Raw genomic sequence first — 19,157 nt, forward strand, 5'->3', positions numbered from 1 at the left:
GAGGGGATATGGGGGATGTGAGGGGTGGCGGAGGGGCTGCCACAACCTGAGGATAAGGTCACGTCTCCGCGACCGCGGCGGAACCCACCCCCGCCGCTCGCGGCGTCGCCTCGCGGAAAGGCCAGGTCGGCGCGCCGTTTGTCGCCCCGTCGTCTAGACGGACGTCCAGGAGCGGTGGGTGCGGCCCGGCGGGCCCACGAAAGGCGGCCCTGACCCGGCTCGCGGCCCCCGGGCCGGTCAATCCTCGATGAGCGATTTTTCGCCGTCTGCGCGCTGAGATGATCGACACACCAGGTCCCACGCCCGGTCGAATCAGCCCCGTGGCCACCCGGCCGACACTCACCCTGCCGACACTCACCCGGCCGACACCCGCCACGTGCCGGCCGGGACCAGGTCAGCGAGGCTGCGGTTCGACGGGCATCCAGATCTCGGTCGCCGCCCATGAGCAGGCGTCGTCCATCCGGATGATCGCCAGAACTGACGGCCCGGGACGCAGAAGCCACGGGTTGGACGGGAACCAGTCCGTGGCCGTGGCGGCGTAGGTCGTCTGCAGGGTCTCCGGGTAGGGGCCCTCGCTGGAGAATACGGCCCACGCCCCCGCGGGGACCTCCATGCTGTCGAGGTCATCCGGCGGTGGCGCACTCAGCGCGACCCCGTGCAGGTAGGTGAGCATCGATCCCTCGGGGCTCGCCTGTCCCAGCTCGCCCTCGGGCTCACCGCTCACGGCGAGGATGCCGCGGGGGTCGGCGCCGTCGGTGCCCCGGCTGAGTTCCAGCAGCCGGGCGTTCTGCGCCTCGGTGACGGACTCGACGAGCGCCGCGATGTGCGGGTTGACGCCGGTGTAGAGGAGCGGCACCCGCGCGGAATGCCCGGCGAACCACAGTGTCGGTGTGTGGACGATGCGGACGTCCATCGGATCTCTCCCTTCGACGGTGAGGCGGAACCCCACGATGTGTTGTGACCGGACCGGGCCGCCGGCCACCCGCACCTCAGTGGGCGACACGCCGTGGACGGCCCGGAAGGCCCTGGTGAATGCCTCGGCGGAGGAGTAGCCGTAGCGGACCGCCACGGTGAGCAGGTCGGCGCGATCGGCGACGAGTTCGGCGGCCGCGAGGGTCATCCGGCGGGCCCGCACGTACTCGGATACCGGCATGCCGGCGAGCGAGGCGAACATCCGGCGCAGGTGGTACTCGGTGGTCCCGTGATCCGCGGCGGTCGCGGCGACCTCGGCGGCGGGGTCACCGCCGACCAGGGCGGATTCGAGCCGGTCGACGAGGGCGTTCAGTGCGGCGATCACGGTGTCGATCCTGCTGCAGCGCCGGGCTCGCCCGCCCGATAATCAATGCCGGATCCGGTGACCCGGGGGCGCTATCCCGTGCGCCGGCGAAGCGCCGAGAACAGCGCGCGCCCGCATCGCGACGACTCAGTGACGGGGCGGCGTCGCCGGGGCCCAGCGGCCGGGGAGAGGTCGGACAGGGGGAACCGATTCGCATTCCCGGCAGGACGGGCCCCGCCCAACGCGGACTCGTCCAACCCCGACCACTCGACGTAGTCCTCCCACGCGTCCATGTTCCTCCTCGGATCGGAACGACGTGTTCACTGCCAACGGTCTGGAGGCTAGTCGTCACCGACCCAAGACCAGGGCCCTGAGCAGGCAAATCGGGGGGTGAAAAGAGGGTGAATCGCGGGTGAGGGCGGGTGAGAAGGGTGAGTCGACTCTGCTCTCGCCGAGCCCCCCGTCCCCGTGGGTGCAGGGTGTCAGGCCCAGCGCTTCTCGCGGCGGCGGTCCACCACGCTGAACGCCAACGCTCCCGCGGCCAGCACCGCGATGATGCCCAGCGCCGCGCGGAACGCCAGCAGCCAGTCGCCCTGCGTCTCGACGATCCCGAAGAGCACCCCGGGCACGATCGCCGTGCCGACCGCCGTGCCCATGCGCTGGCCGAGCGAGATGATGCTGCCCGCGACGCCGCCGTAGGCCGGATCCACGGCCCGCAGGGTGAGGGTCTGGTTGGGCGATATGGTCATGCCCTGCGCGATGCCGACGAACGCCGCCGGGGCCATGAACACCAGGTAGTGCAGCGCGCCCGATTCGACGAACCCTGCCAGGACCATGAACGTCACGAGTGCGGTGATCGTGATGGAGAAGCCGGTGATGACCATCCGCCGGCCCAGGCGCAGGACGAACCGCCCCGCGACCTGCGCGGAGATGGCCGCGCAGACCGACGCCGGGAGGCTGATGAACGCCGAGTCGATGGGTGCGTAGCCCAGGTGGAACTGCAGGTAGAGCGGCATGATGACCCACAGGCTGGTGCCGCCCACGAAGTAGATGGACACGATGATCATGCCGTTGCGGAAGCCCGCGTCGCGGAAGATGTCCGGGTTGACCAGCGGCGGCCGCCCGAGCCGCTCGTAGCGCCGCTCCCACCACGCGAACGCCCAAAGCAGGGCCAGACCGGCGGGCACGAGCGCCCAGTACGCCGGGTGCAGGTCGCGGCCGAGGAACGGCAGCATCACCGCCAGCACGGCCACACCCAGCAGCGCGATACCGATGGGGTCCAGATCGAGCCGCCGACGCCCGGGGACCGGCCCGGTCGCAGACGGCCCTCGCGCGCCCGGGGCGTCCGCTCCAGTGGCGGAGCCGCCGGCGTTGTCGTCGTCGTTGTCGTCGTCCCGTCGGGCGGTGACCCGCTCCTGGCGCGCCATCGCCGCCGCGCGCGCCTTGGACCCGCCCACGTCCGGCCCGGCCTCGTCGGCGTGGGGGAGGGCGCGGTCGTCGGCGAGCCAGCGCTGCCCCAACACCAGGGCCAGCACGCCCAACGGCACGTTGACCAGGAACATCGCCCGCCAGCCCAGGTCCTCACCGAGGGCCTCGATGAGCAGCCCGCCCACCAGCGGCCCCGACGCGGTGGCGATGGAGACGGTGGTGGCCATGGTCGCGAAGGCCCGGGCGCGCGCCTCCTTGCGGAAGTACTTCTGGATGAGGCCGAAGGTCTGCGGGTTGAGCATCCCCGAGCCGACGCCCTGCACCAGGCGTGCGAGGTTGAGCATCTCGATCGACTGCGCGAAGCCCGCGATCAGCGCGCCGACGATGAACACGGTGACGCCGGCGAGGAAAATCCGCTTGCGGCCGGTCGCGTCACCGAGGCGTCCCGACGGCACCAGGAGCAGACCGAACGCCAGGGCGTACCCCGAGATCACCCACTGCAGGCTGCTGGACTCGGCGTCGAACGTCGTGCCGATCACCGGCAGGGCCACGTTGATCACCGACAGCGCCAGCAGCGCCATGAACAACGGCACCATCAGCGGCGTGAGGATTTTCGCCGTGCTCACCGGCCGGAGGGTCGCGGTCTCCACACGTTGATCGGTCACTCCCGCGATGGTATCCCCGGCGCGGACACGCGCCGCGGCGCCAGCGGCCCGGCCCCGGCGCCAGCGGTCCGGCCCCCGGCACCGTCTGGCGCGCACCGGATGTCACAGCCCCACAACAACCCGGTCACAACCTTCACCCACACCTGAGTCGTCGGTAACGTCAGGTCATGGCTGATCCAATCCGCACCGCAGAAGCAGATCCCATCCCGTACGCCGACCTCACCGAGCTGGGCGGCACCACCGGCCGGGCCGTGTCCATCTTCCTGCCCACGGCCCGCGGGGGCGCGGAGGTCCGCGAGAACCCCATCCGCGCCAAGTCGCTCATCAAGGAGGCCGAGGCCCAGCTCCGCGCCCACGGCGCCACGGGGGAGGAGACGGACGAGATCCTCGGGCCGCTGGTCACCCTCCTCGAGGACGACCCCTACTGGAACTCCATGGCCGACGGCCTCGCGATGTTCGCCGCCAAGGGCATCTGGCGTGCGTACCGCCTGACCACCGACCTGCCGGAGGCGGTCCACGTGAGCGATCGGTTCGCGCTCCGCCCGATCGTTCCGGCGGCGGTCGGCGACCGTACGTTCCTGGTGGTCGCGGTGAGCCAGAACAAGGTCCGGCTCCTCGAGGGCACCGCGTCGACGATCCGCGAGCTCGACCTGGGTTCGATCCCCGCGTCGGTCGACGACATGGCGGGTGACACGCAGCCGCCGCCGCACCAGCAGCAGCGCTTCAGCGCCGGGGCCGGCGCCGGACACGCGGGCAGCACCGCGGGTGGGGGCGTCGTGCACAGCCACGGCACCGGCGCCGAGGTCGGCGACGTGCAGCTGGAGAAGTTCCTGCGCCAGGTCGCGCACGGGGTCGAGGAGGTGCTCGAGCCCAACGACCGCCGCCTCGTGGTGTTGGCGGCCGTCGCCGAGTACATGCCGCGGTTCCGCGAGTTCCTGAAGTACGAGAATCTGGTGGACGAGGTCGCGGCCGGCAACCCGGATGCGCTGTCGCCCGGTGATCTCCACGATCGGGCCTGGAAGGTCGTGCAGCCCGCGTTCGGCCGTCTCGCCGAGCGCGACGCCGAGCGATTCGGCGACGCGATCGGCGCCGGCCGAGCGATCGCCGGCGGCGGATCGGACATCCTCAAGGCCGCGCAGGAGGCGCGTATCGAGCGGCTGCTCATCACCCGCCGCCGCTGCGGCGCCGATCACGGGCCCGACGACCTGGACTCGGCGATCGGCCAGGTCCTGGCGACGTCCGGGTCGGTCATCGTGGTGGACTCGCTGCCGCAGGACGTGTCGGAGGGCGCGATCCTGCGGTTCTGACGCACCAGTCGGCGGGCGGCGCGGGTGAGGTTCCGCGCCGCCCGCCGCGCTGTTCGTGCCCGCGCACGCCGCGCTGTCCGGCGCCCCGGCGCCCCGCGCCGCCCTCCGCGCGCACAGCTCTCGCTCAACTCGGATGTGTAGCGTCGGCGTCTTCACGCACACGAACAACGTGAGGAGATCGAGTGCGCACGAGGACATGGAGGGCGGCCGTCGCCGCCGCGGGACTCGCACTGGTGGTCGCGGGGTGCGGCGCCGGGGGCGACGACGACGAGGGCGGCGCCACGGCCGCGCCCGCAGCCGCCGAGCAGTCCGGACAGGCGGCCGGGCCGGATCAGGGTGGCGAGCAGTCGCCCGAGGGGCCCGATACGTCGGACGTCCCTGACCCGGTGGCCGAGGTGAACGGCACCGAGATCTCGCGTGACGAGTTCTTGTCGGTGTTCGAGAACCAGTACCAGCAGATGAGCATGCAGGCGCAGATGACGGGCCAGCCCGTCGACGAGGCGCAGCTCAAGAAGCTCACCACCGACGGTCTGGTCGGCACCGAGCTGCTCACGCAGGAGGCCGAGAAGCGGGGCATTGAGGTCTCCGACGAGGAGATCCAGGCGGAGCTCGAGGAGTTCGCCGAGACCAACCAGGTCAGCACCGACGAGTTCATCGCTGCGATGGGGGAGCAGGGGCTCGACCGCGACGCGGTGATGGAGCAGATCGACAAACAGCTGCGCGTCGAGAAGCTCATCACGTCCGAGTTCGGCGAGTTCGAGGTGACCGACGAGGAGGTCGAGGCCGCCTACGAGCAGATCGGTCAGCAGCAGGCGATGGCCGGCGGCGGTGCCGGCGGCGCGGCCGGTGGGGGCGGACTGCCGCCGCTGGAGCAGGTCCGCGGCGAGGTCTCCGAGCAGGTGCGGGTCCAGAAGGAGGCCGGCGCGATGGAGGAGCTGTCGCAGGAGCTGCGCGCTGACGCGGACGTCACCGTCCACCTGTAGGCCGCCACCTGTCGACCGCTGCCAGCTGGCGCGCCCGGCGGGCAGCGCCTACACGGTCACGTCGTTGTGCGGTAGCTGCTGTGAGACCCACGGGAACACCACTTCCATGAGCAGCAGGAACACCGCCACCAGCAGGGCCACTGCGATCAGCGCCTTCACCGGCCGCGGGCCGGGCAGGGATCGCCAGAGGTAGGCGTACATCTGTCAGTCCTCCAACGCGGCCGGGCGGCCGTCGGCCTTGGCGGTGGTCTCGGTGAGCACGGCGTGCACGATCAGCCTCTCGGCGTTCGAGTACATCGGGTGGCATGTGGTGAGGGTCACCAGTCGCTCGGGGGCCTCGGGCGTTCCTGCCGCGCCGGGTACGGGCGCGATCATCTCCACCGCGTCCGGGGTGGTGATGTGGCGGCCGCGGACGTGCGAGTAGTCACCTGTGGTGACCCGTTCGACCTGCTGCGGGGTGAGGCAGTCCTGCGCCGTGTCCCGCCGCTGCGGCCCGTCGGCCTCGACCGGCAGTAGCCGGTAGGTCATCCACTGGGTCTCGGTCTCGATCACGACCGCATCGCACGAGTCGAGCTGGTCCAAGCGCTCGAAGACGGCGCCTGATCCGTTGCGGTGCCCGGCGAGGGCGAAATTGCCCGGCTCGCCCGGCATCTGCGTGTCGACGTAGTGGCCGGGGCCGGTGCGCAGGTCCTCGTTCCGGGTGCCCTCCACGACCGCGTAGGTGGCATCGGGGCCGAGCGTTGGCAGGTGCACGCGGGCGAACGCATGGCCGAGCTGGGGAACCTTCGGGGGCACCGGTTCGCTGGTAGCGACGGGGGAGTCGTCCCACCGTCGGTCGAGTTCTGCGGCGGCCTCGTCCTGGAGCCGGCCGGCGGCGAGATTGGTCCAGAAGGCCTCATAGACGACGAAGAGCAGGAGGAGGGCGCCGACGGTCAGTAGCAGTTCCCCGGCGACCTGACCGATGGTGGGCGCGCGCCGGGGCGTCGAGCCTGTCGTGACGGGTTCGATCATCGGCGTGGTTCCTTCCTGGTGGTCGCTGCCGGCAGGCCTCGAGAATGGTCTCACGACGAGCACCGGCCCGCGGCGCAGCGTAGTGCTGCGCAGCGGGCCGGAACCGCCGGTAGTTGCTGTTACTAGTTGAAGAGACTCCCGGTCAGGTCGGACCAGTCCAGGTCGGAGCTGCCGACGTCGCCGCCGATGAGGTCGTACAGGAAGATCGACAGACTGCCGAGCAGGTCGACCGCGGCGGACCCGGTGGTCTGGACATCGTCGATGACGCTGCCGAGCGGGATACTGAACATGTTCTCTCCTCGAGGATGAGTGTGGTGGGACTCCCGGGACGGTGTGCCCCGCCTCCGGCGTTCCCGGAGGCGGGGCACACCGCCGGGTACTACTCCGTGTCGGCCAGGTTCCTGCGGTTGCGCAGCACCAGCCACGCACCGCCCGCGATCAGCGCGAGCGCGGCCCCGCCGAGCCAGGCCACGTTCGTGCCCGTCACGGCCAGGGTGGACGCACCACTGTTCTTCCCCGACGCGGCGGTCGCCGGCGCCGGCTTGCCCGGTGCTCCGGCATGACCGGCGGTCCCGGCCACAGAGGGCCGATCCGGTCGCGCCGGGTCCCCCGGGGTCGACGGGTCATCGGATCCTGCCTGATCACCCGTTTGCGGTCCATGGGGGCCACCCGGACGTTCCGGTCCCGGAGGAGTCGACGAGCCCGGCCCCGGCGGGGTCGACGAGCCACCGTCGAACGGAGGAAGCGGGATCGGGATCGGGAGGAAGATGAGCCCTCTGCTGCTGGTCTCGTTCTCCAGCTCCAGGCTCACCGGATCGCCCGCGTCACCGGTGAGGGTGACGACGACGCCGGTGGGCTCGCCCTCGATCTGCTCGATGTCCGCGTCACCGTCGGCGACGCTCCACGACACGGCGCCCCAGTTGACGTTGCTCACGTCGGTGTGGGCACCGGTCTCGATGAACGTGATCTCGGTGTCCAGAGGGAACTGGACGCTGCCGTCGACCACTGCCGCCTCGCATTCGGAGGTCGGCGTCATCCCACCGGTCGGGGTGACATCGACGATGCAGGACCGCTCCTCGTCGTCGGGGTCCGTCCAGGTGGCGGTCACCTGGAAGGTCGTCGACTCGTCGCCGGCAACCTGGTCGCCTTTCGGACCGGTGACGATCTTGTCGATCTTCACCTCGGTGGTCGGGATCGGACGGTTGCGGATCTCGACCTCGGCGTGGTCGCCGGGCACGATCTGCACGGTGTCCCGGTCGCCCGGTTCACCCGCATCCGCGGCCACGTAGTAGAACGGCCGCGCCCAGTCCATGCCCGCCAGGGGAGCGGGGTCCACCTCGGAGAAGGTGATCACCGTGTTCCTGGGCAGGACGTCACCGGACTCCCAGCTCCAGTCGTTCGCGGCGTCGAGGGTGATGCGATCACCAACGGCCGGAAAGTCGACGTCGGCCGGCAGCGCCGGGTCGATGCCGTCGATCCGGACCTCGAACTCGGCGCCGGCGGGGAGACCGGCGTCGGTCGCGGGGACCGGGTCCTCGCCGTCGAAGACGAACTTCTGGAAGCCGACCGAACCGTTCAGCCACTTCGCCTCGTTGGTGAGGGTGATGAGACGGCCGTCGGTCGGGTCGTCGGAAACGATGCCGGTGGCGGTGCCACCCGGGTTTGTGACCAGCCACGACTCGCCCGAGGGGTCGGTGCCCCACGAGACGTCGCCCCACTCGACGCCGGCGATCTCCGGCCGCGCGACCTCGGTGAAGGTCACCTCGGTGCCGACCGGGAGGTCGACGCCGAGAGGCGTGGACTCACCCTGGGTGACGGTCAGTTCCTCGGTGCGGTAGGTGGTTCCGTCGCGCCACCGGGCCTCGACCGTGAACCCCGTTTCGTCGCCCACGGCCTCGGCGGCCTCTCCGCTGACCTGCTTGGTCAGACGCAGCGTGCCGTCGTTCCTGTCGACGTGGTTGGTCACGGTCACCTCGGCGGGCTCCCGGCCGATCGTCACCACCGCGGAACCGGCGGTGGCGCCGGAGACGTCCCCGCTGAAGGAGGGCACGCCCCAGGCCAGGCCGTTGCCGTCGGGTTGGGGGACCTCGGTCAGGGTGACCTCGGTGCCGCCGGGCAGATCCTCGCCGAACGGAACCGGGGTACCGTCCGCGGGCAGCGTGAGGGTCCTCCGCTGCGCCCCCGACCCGTCGGTCCAGGCGGCGATCACCTGGAACGTCTCGGGCACCGCGTCGCTGAAGGCCTCGGGGCCGGTGAGGGCCTTGGAGATCTCGAAGGTGCCCTGCGTGATGGAGGCCTCGTTGGTGACGACGACGACGTTGGCCGCCGCGTCCTGGCCGATCACCAGCCGCTGCGGCTCGATGACCGGCTCCGACCAGGTGACCCGATCAGTGTCGACCGGCTCGACCTCGGTGAACGTCACCTCGGTGCCGACGGGCAGGTCGCCCAGGTCGTAGAACTGACCGTCACCGAGGGTGAACTCGCGGAGCTCCGTGCCGGAGCCCTCGACGCCGGTGTCGATGCTCGCCCGGACGACGAACCTCTCGTCACCGGTGAGTCCGCCGGCGGTGTTGTCCACGACGTTCTTGGTCACCCGCGCCGAGCCGTACTGCGCGTTGTTCTCCAGCTGCACCTCGACGTTGACGCGCGGCTGGATCGTGACCAGCGCCTGGGTGCGGTCCTCGCTGAGCTGGACACCATCGGCGGGCAGGAAGACGCCGGGCTCGAAGTAGACGCCGTTGCCGTGCGGGAGGTTGATCTCGGTGAGTCGGATCTGCCAGCCGGCACCGCGGGTGAAGTGGCCGCTGACCGCCGGCCCGTCGGCCGTCACCTCGACCGTGTACTTCTCATCGGGCGTGGCGGTCGCCGGGTCGGTACCCGGGGCGAACTCCTCGACCTGCACTGTGAACGGGGTGTCCCGCGCGAATTCCTCGGAGAACGGGGCGATGACCTTGTCCAGGGAGAAGGAGCCGCGGGCCACGCCGCGGCCCGTGCCGCCGGCGCCCGAGCTGCGGCTCTGGGAGGCGCCCTCCTCGAAGCCGCCCCCGGCCACGTCGTTCGAGTAGACGGTGCCGCGGGCATCCACGCCGCCGCTGGAGGTACAGAGCGTGTAGTCGATGTCGTAGGTGATCTCGCGGTTGTAGTCGCCCTCCTCCCGCGGAAGGGTGAAGGTCAGTGTCCTGCCCTCGAGCGTGACCGATGTGCCCTCGGTGAGGTCCCGGGTCGCGTTCTCGTCGGCGTTGTTCTGGAAGTCCCGGGCGGTCACCGTGAGGTTGAGGTTCTCCTTGAGATCGTCTCCGACCTCGCACACCGCCTGGGACTCCGAGAACGTGTCCTCGATGACGGCTTCGGACAGCTCCTCGAAGTCGTGTCCCGGCACGTCGATCCGCCAGTCGATGGTCGTACCCGCCGGCTGCTCCTCACCGTTCACGACCCGCGGCTCCTGGTTGTAGGTGCCGCCCTTGTTGCCGGGGAAGGTGTGGCCCTTCACGGAGTTGCTGACCACCGCGCCGTTGATGGTCGCAGTATTGGTGAACTCGACTGTCGAGTCGGGGACCTCGTCGCCCGTCACACACGTCGGGAACTCGATGATGTAGTACTTCTCGGGGTCGAACTCGCCGTCATTCCAGGTCAGACCGAGAGTGAAGCTCGTTGCCCCGTCGGCGGGCTGACCGGTGATCGTGAACCGGTCCGTCACGCGGGTCGACGCGGAGCTGTTCTCACCGGGAAGCGGCAGGTGGTCGCGCATCGTGACGGTCAGCCCGAGTCCGTCGGCGCACACCCCGTGGTTGGTGCTCAGGGACTCGTCGATCGTGACCGATCCATCGGCGGTGAACACCGTGCCGGGGACGAAGACGTCCCAGTTGAGCCGCGAGTACCGCGAGCCACCCGCCCAGGATCCCGACTTGGACGGGGACGTGGTCGGAGTCCAGGTCTGACCGATGCCCTCGCCGACGACCGTGCCGCCGATGTCCACGGAGTTGGTGTACTGGGTTCCGGAGGGGTCGACCTCGCCGCTCGTGGTGCAGGTCATGTACTGGACCCGGTAGAGGAAGTCCTCGTCGAAGGCCTCACCGGTGTCGATCACGATGGAGATCGGGGACCCGGCCCCGCCCTGGGTGACGCTGACGCCACCGGGAACCACCGGCATGTCGTCCCCGCGGCCGGCCCGCAGGGACGGGGCGGACCGGTCCACGCAGAGCTGCATGTTCGGAGACAGGGTGTCCTCGAGGGTCACCGCGCCGTTCTCGTCGGCCAGCGCGGCCAGCTCGCTACCCGGGATGTCGATGGTCCAGGTGATGGCCTGCTTGTCCGGCGTGAACGCGCCGGACTTCTCGGCGTCGCCGATCGTCACGCCGTCACCGATGCCGCCGTCGCCGGGAAGGTCCACGACCGTGACCTCGCCGCTCAAGCGGAACTCCACCGTCTCGGAGGTGACGCGCTCGGTGGCCGTGGAGTACAGGTAGAAGGTCCCCCCGACGTCGGAGAGGTCGTTGACGGTGTCGGTGAGCGTGCACGTCACCGTGTTGTTCGCGATCGCACAGTTGCCCCAGACAGTGCCGCCGTCGCCGTTGAGCGGGAAGCCCTCCGTCTCGACCTCGAGGGCGTCCGGGAACGCGATGGTGAACTGGTCGCCGCCCACGGCATCGTCCGGCGCGGTCCAGGTGCCCTGGACCCCGACGGTGTCTCCGATCAGGAGGGTCTCCCCGGGAGGTACGGCATCCGGGTAGCGCTCGAGCTCCTCGATCGTCACGACGATGCCCGGATTGAGGGCGAACGGCTCGACGTTCCGGGTGCCCACCCGGGGCGCCTGGCGGAGCGCCTCCGCGGACGGCACCGAGGACGGCGTCGTCCGCGCCGAGGTGCTGGTGCGCGGCTGGGCCGAGGTGGTCGCCGTGCCCGACGACGTGGCTCCGGTGGGTCCGTCACTCCGGGCGGACGGCGCTGCCGATGTGGTCTGGGTGGTCGCCGAAGTGGTTGGCGTCGCGGACGTCTCCTGCGCGGACGCCGCCCACGGGAAGGTCAACGAGGTGGCAATCAGCGCGAGCACAGCGAAGATCACCGGGAGGGCGATCCACCGAACCACCCCCTCCCCGTGGCGATGTGGGAGGACGAGATTACGCATTGTGGTCCTTTCGATGTGGCTTGTGGTTCGGCGAACAGCCGGGAGAGGCGGGCGCGATCGGCGGAGACGCGCCATTTCGGTGGGCGAGCGGATGATCCGACTCAGCTGAGAGGGGCGTAAGAAACCGGGATGCTGGTTCAGGAACCCGTGAAGAGGGCTTTTATCGGATGACCGAGTCGCAGAAGTTCAAGGGCGCCCCCCGCTCAAGGAATCGCCCGCCCGTCCGTAGGGCGTCCGGTGTCACGTTTCTGGGTCCTTCCTGGACGTCGTGGCGTTACCCGCGGTCAGAGGCCGAAAGCATGGTCGCGATGCCCGCTATCGGTGCGGACGAGGCGCGGCGGGGCCCGGCTGGAGCTACCGCAGGTGTTCTGTTCGGCGATGGGGCAACCGTATGGACAGTAGTTTCTCTGTCTTAGAAATTGCTATGTCAGTGCGGGTGATGCGCGGGTGAAAAGGGGGCGAAAGCTCACGGGCAACGCGGGCGGGAGGTTTCGTTGCCTCGGACGAGACCCTCCGGCGTCAGGATTCGCGGAAGCGGGTTCACACGAGGCCGAGTCGGCGGGCCATCTCGACGGTGTCGGCGCGGGAGCGTGTCGACATCTTTCGGTAGATCGAACGAACTTGGGTCTTGACCGTGTTCACGCTGACGACGTGCTGCCTGGCTATGGCGCTGATCGTGGCGCCGGTTGCCAGGCTCCGGAGAATGACGAGTTCTCTGTCCGTGAGACGGACCGGAGGCGCGGACGCCCGGGAAGCCGGGAAAGCCGACACGGTGCCGTCCGGGTCGACCGGAAGCTCCGGACCCAGTGCGGCCAACTGACGCAGCATGTCGCCGGGAAGCATCATGAACGGGCGGCGCAGTCCCGTGAGGCGCGACAACGTGACGGCGCGGTTCAGATACTGCCGCGCTGTGTCCGGCGCGCCCCCCGCCAACGATGCGGCGGCGCCGACCAGCGACAGTTCGATGCAGTCGCGCACGGTGCATCCGAGGTCCGTGTCGTACTCGTCGACGATCGCCAGCGCCCCGGGGAGATCACCTATGTGGAGGCGTATCCGCGCTCGGGCCGCCGCGGAATGCGGGTTGGTGGACTCGCCGACGAGGTCCTCCGCCGCCCCGGTACGGCCGAGTGCCAGCAGCAGATCCGCTCGTATCGAGGAGAGCAGATGGCCCACCACGGCGCCGTTGCCGTGCATTGTCGGGAACCGCCGCATCTGGAAGTCGATGTAGCGGAGTCCGTCCGCGGGCGTGCCGGTCGTCAGGGCGAGTTGGCCGTAGGCGTAGAGCCCGAAGCCCCAGAACTCCTCCTTGTCGTCAGGTGGTCCCAGTTCGGTGATCAGGTGCAGTGCTGAGTCGGTGTCGAAGCGGTCGAGGCTGCTGAGTGCGGCGGCGATCATACCGGCGGGACGGACGACCAACTCCGACTCTGTCGGAAGCGCCGGGTGGCGACTCTCCTGATCGATCCAGAACCCGGCTTCCGCCATATGCCCCAGTACAGCGTGTGCCAACGCCAACTTCCCGGCGGCGTCCCGCTCGATGAAGGTGCCGGCCCCCGCCCGGTGCCCGCGGCGCAGTACCTGGATCGCGTCATCGAAACGACCGGCCACGAGGAAACTGATGCCGACGTGCAGGCAGGCGAAACCGAAGCCGTCCCGCTCCGCCGCGGTGGAGGCGTCCGGGTCCGGTATCGGTAAGCGCATCAACGGCTCGCATTCCTCGGCGGCGGCCTCGAACTCGCCCCCCAGGCGCAGCGCGATCGCTCGCATCAACTGCTCGGCGTCATCCGGCGTGTCCGCGAGGGTCTCGACCTCTGGGCGCGGTGCCGGACTGTCCTTGGGCGCCGAGAACTGCCGGTGCATCCGTCGGAGCGTGTCGAAGAGCGGTTCACTCTCGAGTACCTTCGGGGGAATCCGTGCCAGGTCACCGTCCATGTGGAGGAAGTCGGTGGTGTAGAGGGTTCGCCAGTGTTCACGCAGGATGTCGAGAACGAGATCCCATTCCTCGGCGTCGATGGCGTGGACGAACGCCGTGCGGGGCCGACCTCGGTCGAGCCAGTGCTGCGCCAATGCGAGGAGCGCGCCAGACAGGCGTCCCGGCTCCTCGGACTTCATCAGACGGAGCAAGGACGCTCTGACGGGGACCGGCACGATCCACGTCGGCTCCGTCGCGGTGGTGTCGGGGAGCACCATGCCGAGTCGCTCGAGCATTCTGAGTTGGGAACTCGCCGAGCGTCCGCCGGCCAGAACCTCGGCGGCTTCCGTGGTGAGCGGCACGGCCGCCGCCGAGAGAAGGGCGAATTCCCGCACACTTGCCAGGTCGCGGTCGATGGTCAGGAGGCGGCCGATGAGACGGTCCACTGCGCCCCGCACGCGGTCCCCCGATGACTCACGAGCTGGACCGGACCTCAGCAGATCAGTGACGGCTGTGGTGACCAGCCCTGCCATTCCACCGGTCACCGTATCGAGCACCGCTCGGGCGCGGCGGTCCAACGGGACTCCCGCACCTTCGAGCATCGCAGCGATCTCGTCGGCGGTGGCCAAGAGCTCGTCCGGGGTGACGAGGACGAGGTCACCGACCAGATCGGTGGTCCGATACCAATTTCCCGCAGTGCGAGTAGTCGCGATGATGCGTAGACCGTGGGGCGATGCCTGTCGTAACAGGTCCCGAATGCGAGCCTCCGGTTCGTCGACCAGGTGAACGTCGTCGAGGATGAGGCTGAGAGGCCCGCGCTGTGACGCAACGACAGAACGAAGGACCTCGAAGCTTCCAGGTCGAGAGTCGCGTGCTGCCGTGCGTTGCTCACCGGCTCGCTGTTCCGCCGGAGATAATGACTGCAGCACCCGGGCCCAGTAGTCGCCCTCGGAGGTGTGTGGGTCGGGCGCCACGACACTGGCTATCGCGCCCGTCCGGCCCGGGTTGTCAGTGAGCCATGCCTTCAGAAGGGCGGTCTTTCCAGTCAGGCGCGGGCCGTGGACCACGACCAGCCGTTCGTCGCCGGATAGCGCCGAGAGCAACCGTCGGCGTGGTAGCGCCGCCGGCGGGCGTCCATCGACCGGACCGTCGATGGGGCTGAACGACTGGGGTTCCGAACCCCGACCGGGAGGACGCGAAGCGCAGCCGGGATCGTCTCGATCACGCGCGATCATCGTTTACCCAGCTCCTCACGCCCGCTCCTGGTACAGACGCGTCTACCCTGCCAATCACTACATACGTAACACCTCAGATGATCGTAGCAAGAGGCGCGAACTCGACCACTTGCGCGCCGCGTCCGGTCGCTCTCGTGCGAAGTCATGTCTCCTGATGGGCGGGCCGCGGACAGAGCGCACTCCGAGGAGGTGAGATCGGATCCGTGGGGGGGTGGGGCGGATTCCGGTAGCGACTGTGGTCGTCGTCGCGGGTATGGCGGTCATCCACGCTCCGTCGGCGGCATCGCGATCTGCGGCCCCGCCGGCACAGCCACCGTCCACGGCGACGCCGCCTCCGCTGGCCTCCCTGCCCGGCGCTGGCCCGGCGCGGACCCCGCGGACCCCGCTCGCGCCGACGGATGGAGGTCGCGTGGAGGTCGGCGCGGGGGCCGACCACCAGGGCGACGACGAGCTCCGCCACCTCACCCTGTCGGCAGGGAGGAAGATCTCGAACGGGCTGACGGCCCGGCCGGGAGGCGCGTCGGTGATCACCACCCCCGCGGCTCCACGAGACCGACAGCTCGGCAGACGGGACGCCGACCGTGGGCGCCCGCGTTCGCCACCACGCTGCGGCCCGACTCCGCTGCCGCCGACGGGGTGCTCGGGCCGTCGTGGCGACTCTCGACGGCGGGACCGCGTCAGAGCGACGTGGGGTAGGTCTCGGGTCGCTCTCCGTCGACCCAGACGCCGGTGGTCTCGAGGGGCTCGAGTGCGCGGGTGGTGTCGATGTGGATGACGGCGTCGAACTGGTCCGAAGGCCGCGCGTGGAAGTAGTGGCTGTCCCGTTCACTCTCGGGTAGATAGATGACGCCGATCGCTCTCTCGAGTCGCACGTCCCGGAGGGCGTCGGCGACGGTGTCATCGGCCGTCGTGCGGAGGAAGAACGAGTCCTCGCCGATCTCGTGGAACAGTTCCTCGATGCTGCCGGCGAGGGCCGGGCGGACGATCCTGCGTTCTGCGGTGCCTCCCCACTCTCTCGCGGCGGTGACGGTTCCGTGATGCGTGGTGAGTCCGATGAGGCGGCACTGGTCTCTGTTCCGCTGCCGGACCAGGTGGCCGAGGGTGAGTTGGCCGCGGGCACCGTATTCGGTGGCATGGGCGTCGCCGACATGGGAGTTGTGGGCCCACACCACGACGCGCGCCGAGTCGTCATTGTGGCGTTCTAGGTGGTCGATCAGCGCGTCGAGAGTGTCGGCCATGTGACCGTCGCGGAGGTTCCACGAACGGACGTTCCCGCGGAACATCGCTCGATAATAGTGCTCCGCGTTCCGGACACTCCACGCGTTCCGCTCGGCGTGGAACTGCTCGTTCTCGGCGTCGAGGCCGTCGGCCCGCAGATAGTCGATGGCGTGGCGCTGTAGCTCGCGCAGCTGATCGACGACCTCGGTTTCGCAGGATTCCCCGGCGCCGAACGCGGCGGCGTACCCGTACGCCTGTCCGTCACTGCTCGGGGACCTGTCGAAGCATGCGTAGCGTTCGCGGGCCCGACCCGCCGCGCGGGGGTCGACCCGATCCAGGTAGTCGATGACCTCGTGCATCGACCGGTGCAGGCTGTAGATGTCGAGTCCGTAGAACCCGGCCGTGGAACCGCCGTCGGCGGCCGCGTCCGCGTTGTGTCGCCGGAGCCAGGACACGAAGTCGACCATGACCGTGTTGCGCCACATCCAGGCCGGGAACCTCTCGAATCCGCGCAGTGATTGCTCTGCTGTGGAGTCCGGGCCCTCGTGATGGACGAACCGGTTGATCCGGTAGGCGTCAGGCCAGTCCGCCTCCGCCGCGACCGCCGTGAACCCCATCTCCTCGATGAGGGTGCGGGTGATCTCCGCGCGGGCGGCGTAGAACTCGTGTGTGCCGTGGGAGCTCTCGCCGATCAACACGATCCGGGCGTCGCCGACGAGGTCGCGGAGGTCAGCCGGGTCGGGCACTCCCGCCGGGGCGCGTCGGCACGTGGGGCGGACGAGGTCCACGACAGAGCGGAGGTGACGTGCCCGAGCACGGGCCGCATCGCCGGCCGCGGTCGGTCTGTCGACGAGCGTTCGCACCTCGGCGTCCTCCACCCGGCTGAAGTCCCGGAACGACTCTCCGACCGACCGGAACGGGAACGGCGTCGTGACACAGACGACGTCGTCGACCATCGCCGCGAGTTCGCGACAGGTCGATGCGGGCGCGACCGGGACCGCGACGACGATCCGCCTCGGGTGCCGCTGCCGCAGTGCGTTGATGGCCGCGACCATGGTGGACCCGGTCGCGAGGCCGTCATCGACCACGATCACGACCTTCCCGGCGACATCGAGCGGCGCCCGGCCGCCCCGATAGGCCGACTCCCGACGCGCGAGCTCCCGCGCTTCACGGTCGACGACGTCGTTGACCCGGTCGGGAGCGATGCCGATCTCTCGCACCACGACGGTGTCGAGAGGTGCGCCCAGGGCGGCCGCCACCTCCCACGCGACGGGCACACCCCCGCGAGCGAGCCCGAGCACCACGACGTCGTCGTCGCGGTAGGCGGTCAGCAGTTCGCCCAGCGCCCGGCCGGCCTCTCGGCGGTCCTCGAACAGTCGACCCGGGTCGCCTGCCGGTACGTGCGTCGTGCTGGTGGTGTCCATGGCGTTCTGCGCCGCCTTCGCGGGTGATCGATCAGGTGGTGGGGCGGATGACCGCGACCGCGCACGGCGCCGTCTGCAGCAGCCGCCGACTGACCGAGCCCAGCAGCAGGCCGGCGAAACCGCCGTGGCCCCGCGAGCCGGTGACCAGCAACGACGCGCCGGCCGCTTCGTCAGCGATCGTGACGGCGGGCTCGCCGACGACGAGGATGAGCTCGACTTTCACGCCCGGGTGGCGGGCCTCGTGCGGGGCGAGGGAGTCGAGGATCTCTTTCTCGTCCTCGGCGATCACGCTCTCGGCCAGCCGGTCGATGTCGAACAGCGAGGACCCCGGCAGCCGGGGCACCTCAACTGAGTGGACTGCCCGCAGTCCGGTCCCGCGGCGCTCGGCCTCGGCGAACGCGTAGGCGACGGCCGGCTCGCTGGCCTCCGAGCCGTCGGCGGCCAGCACGACCGGGCCCCCGGTGGGATCCGCGGGCGTGTGCGGCGTGATGACGATGACCGGGCATGTCGCGTGCTCGACGACCCCGGCGGACGTCGAACCCATGGCGAAGTCCTCACGCACGGTGAGCCCGCGGCTCCCCACGACGATCGCCGACGCGTCGCGGCCGGCCTCGACCAGTGCCCCGACGGGGCTGTCGGCGATCACCCGGTAGGTGGTGGGGACCTCGGCGACGAGATCGGCGAGCTGGTCGCGCATGGCGCCCTCGACGTTGGCGCGGGCGGTGTCGTCGAAGGCGACCACGCGGCCGACGGCGCGGTCGGCCGAGATCACCTCGAGCGGTGTGCCCATCTCGCGGGCCCGGGCGACGGCCCAGGCCACGGCTCGACGGGAGTCCTGCGAGCCGTCATAGCCGCACACGATCGGTCCGGTGGCGGTCTCCGTCATGGCGTCCTCCTGCGCGTTCTCGGGTCGCCCGCCAGCCTAGTCGGCCGCCGCCCGGCTCCGGCCCACTCCTCGGGCCGCCCGGCCCCGGCCCTCTCCTCGGGCCGCCCGGCACCGGCCGACCACTCGAATTGAGAGCATCCCATATGGGATGAGTTCCCTTTTTGGACTAGTTCCAGAAAGTGGGCTATGGTGAGTGCCATGACGACAGCAGGGGAACAGGGAGCACTGCTCCGACAAGCCGGATTGAGGGTCACCTCGCCGCGTCTTGCGGTCCTCGACGTCGTCGCCGGTCGTCCCCATATCGCGGCGGAGGACGTCGCCTCCCTCGTCCGGGAACGACTGGGCGCGGTGTCCACGCAGACCGTCTACGACGCGCTGCGGGTGTGTACCGAGGTCGGTCTCATGCGCCGTATCGAACCCGCCGGCTCGCCGGCGCGGTACGAGCGACGCACGGGGGACAACCACCATCACCTCGTGTGCCGGCACTGCGGGCGCATCGAGGACGTCGAATGCGCGGTCGGGCACGCGCCCTGCCTCGCCGCCGACAGTGACCACGGCTTCCGGATCGACGAAGCAGAGGTCAACTACTGGGGCACATGTCCCGAATGTCGGGCGAAGCAGTCCGAGCTCGTCTAAGACTGAGACCCAGATCACATCCACTCCACACCTTCCATCCGAGGAGCATCACGA

At 69.9% G+C, this 19,157-nt stretch carries 12 protein-coding genes; 3 read left to right on the forward strand and 9 right to left on the reverse strand.

Translation table 11 applies throughout. The annotated features are described in order from the left end of the window. Positions 1 to 394 precede the first annotated feature (394 nt). Both A6035_RS02615 and A6035_RS02620 read right to left on the reverse strand, forming a co-directional pair. The gene (locus A6035_RS02615) at positions 395 to 1,297 is read right to left on the reverse strand and encodes an AraC family transcriptional regulator (RefSeq protein ID WP_108846491.1); all 903 of its coding nucleotides are present in this window, start codon (positions 1,295 to 1,297) and stop codon (positions 395 to 397) included. Between the two features lie 461 nt (positions 1,298 to 1,758). Next, positions 1,759 to 3,369 (reverse strand): MFS transporter, encoded by a 1,611-nt coding sequence (locus A6035_RS02620; RefSeq protein WP_244192512.1) that lies wholly within the window; start codon positions 3,367 to 3,369, stop codon positions 1,759 to 1,761. Between the two features lie 167 nt (positions 3,370 to 3,536). Between A6035_RS02620 and A6035_RS02625 the strand changes: the two genes are divergently transcribed. Together A6035_RS02625 and A6035_RS02630 are read left to right on the forward strand one after the other, a co-directional pair. Further along, the gene (locus tag A6035_RS02625; RefSeq protein WP_108846492.1) at positions 3,537 to 4,676 is read left to right on the forward strand and encodes a baeRF3 domain-containing protein; all 1,140 of its coding nucleotides are present in this window, start codon (positions 3,537 to 3,539) and stop codon (positions 4,674 to 4,676) included. A gap of 182 nt (positions 4,677 to 4,858) precedes the next feature. Beyond that, positions 4,859 to 5,659, forward strand: a complete 801-nt coding sequence (locus A6035_RS02630; protein WP_244192513.1) for a SurA N-terminal domain-containing protein — start codon at positions 4,859 to 4,861, stop codon at positions 5,657 to 5,659. 48 nt (positions 5,660 to 5,707) lie between these two features. On the opposite strand, the gene A6035_RS18410 is transcribed toward A6035_RS02630, so the two are convergent. The 7 genes from A6035_RS18410 to A6035_RS02660 form a co-directional block, all read right to left on the reverse strand. Further along, entirely contained in the window at positions 5,708 to 5,860 is a 153-nt protein-coding gene (locus tag A6035_RS18410; RefSeq protein ID WP_167400694.1) for a hypothetical protein, read from the reverse strand. Between the two features lie 3 nt (positions 5,861 to 5,863). Continuing rightward, the gene (locus A6035_RS02635; protein ID WP_108846493.1) at positions 5,864 to 6,670 is read right to left on the reverse strand and encodes a class E sortase; all 807 of its coding nucleotides are present in this window, start codon (positions 6,668 to 6,670) and stop codon (positions 5,864 to 5,866) included. A gap of 122 nt (positions 6,671 to 6,792) precedes the next feature. After that, on the reverse strand, positions 6,793 to 6,960 hold the full coding sequence (locus A6035_RS18415) for a hypothetical protein (RefSeq protein ID WP_167400695.1): 168 nt from the start codon (positions 6,958 to 6,960) through the stop codon (positions 6,793 to 6,795). Between the two features lie 89 nt (positions 6,961 to 7,049). Then, positions 7,050 to 11,795, reverse strand: a complete 4,746-nt coding sequence (locus A6035_RS02640) for a DUF5979 domain-containing protein (protein ID WP_235026635.1) — start codon at positions 11,793 to 11,795, stop codon at positions 7,050 to 7,052. Positions 11,796 to 12,335: 540 nt separating this feature from the next. Next, positions 12,336 to 14,939, reverse strand: coding sequence for a LuxR C-terminal-related transcriptional regulator (locus A6035_RS02650; protein ID WP_108846496.1), 2,604 nt, complete (start codon positions 14,937 to 14,939; stop codon positions 12,336 to 12,338). A gap of 677 nt (positions 14,940 to 15,616) precedes the next feature. Beyond that, the gene (locus A6035_RS02655) at positions 15,617 to 17,581 is read right to left on the reverse strand and encodes an erythromycin esterase family protein (RefSeq protein ID WP_200836345.1); all 1,965 of its coding nucleotides are present in this window, start codon (positions 17,579 to 17,581) and stop codon (positions 15,617 to 15,619) included. A 31-nt stretch (positions 17,582 to 17,612) separates the two neighbouring features. Continuing rightward, positions 17,613 to 18,467 (reverse strand): universal stress protein, encoded by an 855-nt coding sequence (locus A6035_RS02660; RefSeq protein ID WP_108846497.1) that lies wholly within the window; start codon positions 18,465 to 18,467, stop codon positions 17,613 to 17,615. Positions 18,468 to 18,665: 198 nt separating this feature from the next. Between A6035_RS02660 and A6035_RS02665 the strand changes: the two genes are divergently transcribed. Next, positions 18,666 to 19,103: a Fur family transcriptional regulator gene (locus A6035_RS02665; RefSeq protein ID WP_108846498.1), complete on the forward strand. Its 438-nt coding sequence runs from the start codon at positions 18,666 to 18,668 to the stop codon at positions 19,101 to 19,103. The last annotated feature ends 54 nt before the right edge of the window (positions 19,104 to 19,157 follow it).

The organism is Dietzia lutea (assembly GCF_003096075.1).
Lineage (GTDB): Bacteria > Actinomycetota > Actinomycetes > Mycobacteriales > Mycobacteriaceae > Dietzia > Dietzia lutea.

Bases quoted from the DNA above. Each gene is read 5' to 3' on its own strand.
- A6035_RS02625 (WP_108846492.1), top strand. From the start codon at position 3,537: ATGGCTGATCCAATCCGCACCGCAGAAGCAGATCCCATCCCGTACGCC.
- A6035_RS18410 (WP_167400694.1), bottom strand. From the start codon at position 5,860: ATGTACGCCTACCTCTGGCGATCCCTGCCCGGCCCGCGGCCGGTGAAG.
- A6035_RS02635 (WP_108846493.1), bottom strand. From the start codon at position 6,670: ATGATCGAACCCGTCACGACAGGCTCGACGCCCCGGCGCGCGCCCACC.
- A6035_RS18415 (WP_167400695.1), bottom strand. From the start codon at position 6,960: ATGTTCAGTATCCCGCTCGGCAGCGTCATCGACGATGTCCAGACCACC.
- A6035_RS02640 (WP_235026635.1), bottom strand. From the start codon at position 11,795: ATGCGTAATCTCGTCCTCCCACATCGCCACGGGGAGGGGGTGGTTCGG.
- A6035_RS02650 (WP_108846496.1), bottom strand. From the start codon at position 14,939: ATGATCGCGCGTGATCGAGACGATCCCGGCTGCGCTTCGCGTCCTCCC.
- A6035_RS02655 (WP_200836345.1), bottom strand. From the start codon at position 17,581: ATGGACACCACCAGCACGACGCACGTACCGGCAGGCGACCCGGGTCGA.
- A6035_RS02660 (WP_108846497.1), bottom strand. From the start codon at position 18,467: ATGACGGAGACCGCCACCGGACCGATCGTGTGCGGCTATGACGGCTCG.
- A6035_RS02665 (WP_108846498.1), top strand. From the start codon at position 18,666: ATGACGACAGCAGGGGAACAGGGAGCACTGCTCCGACAAGCCGGATTG.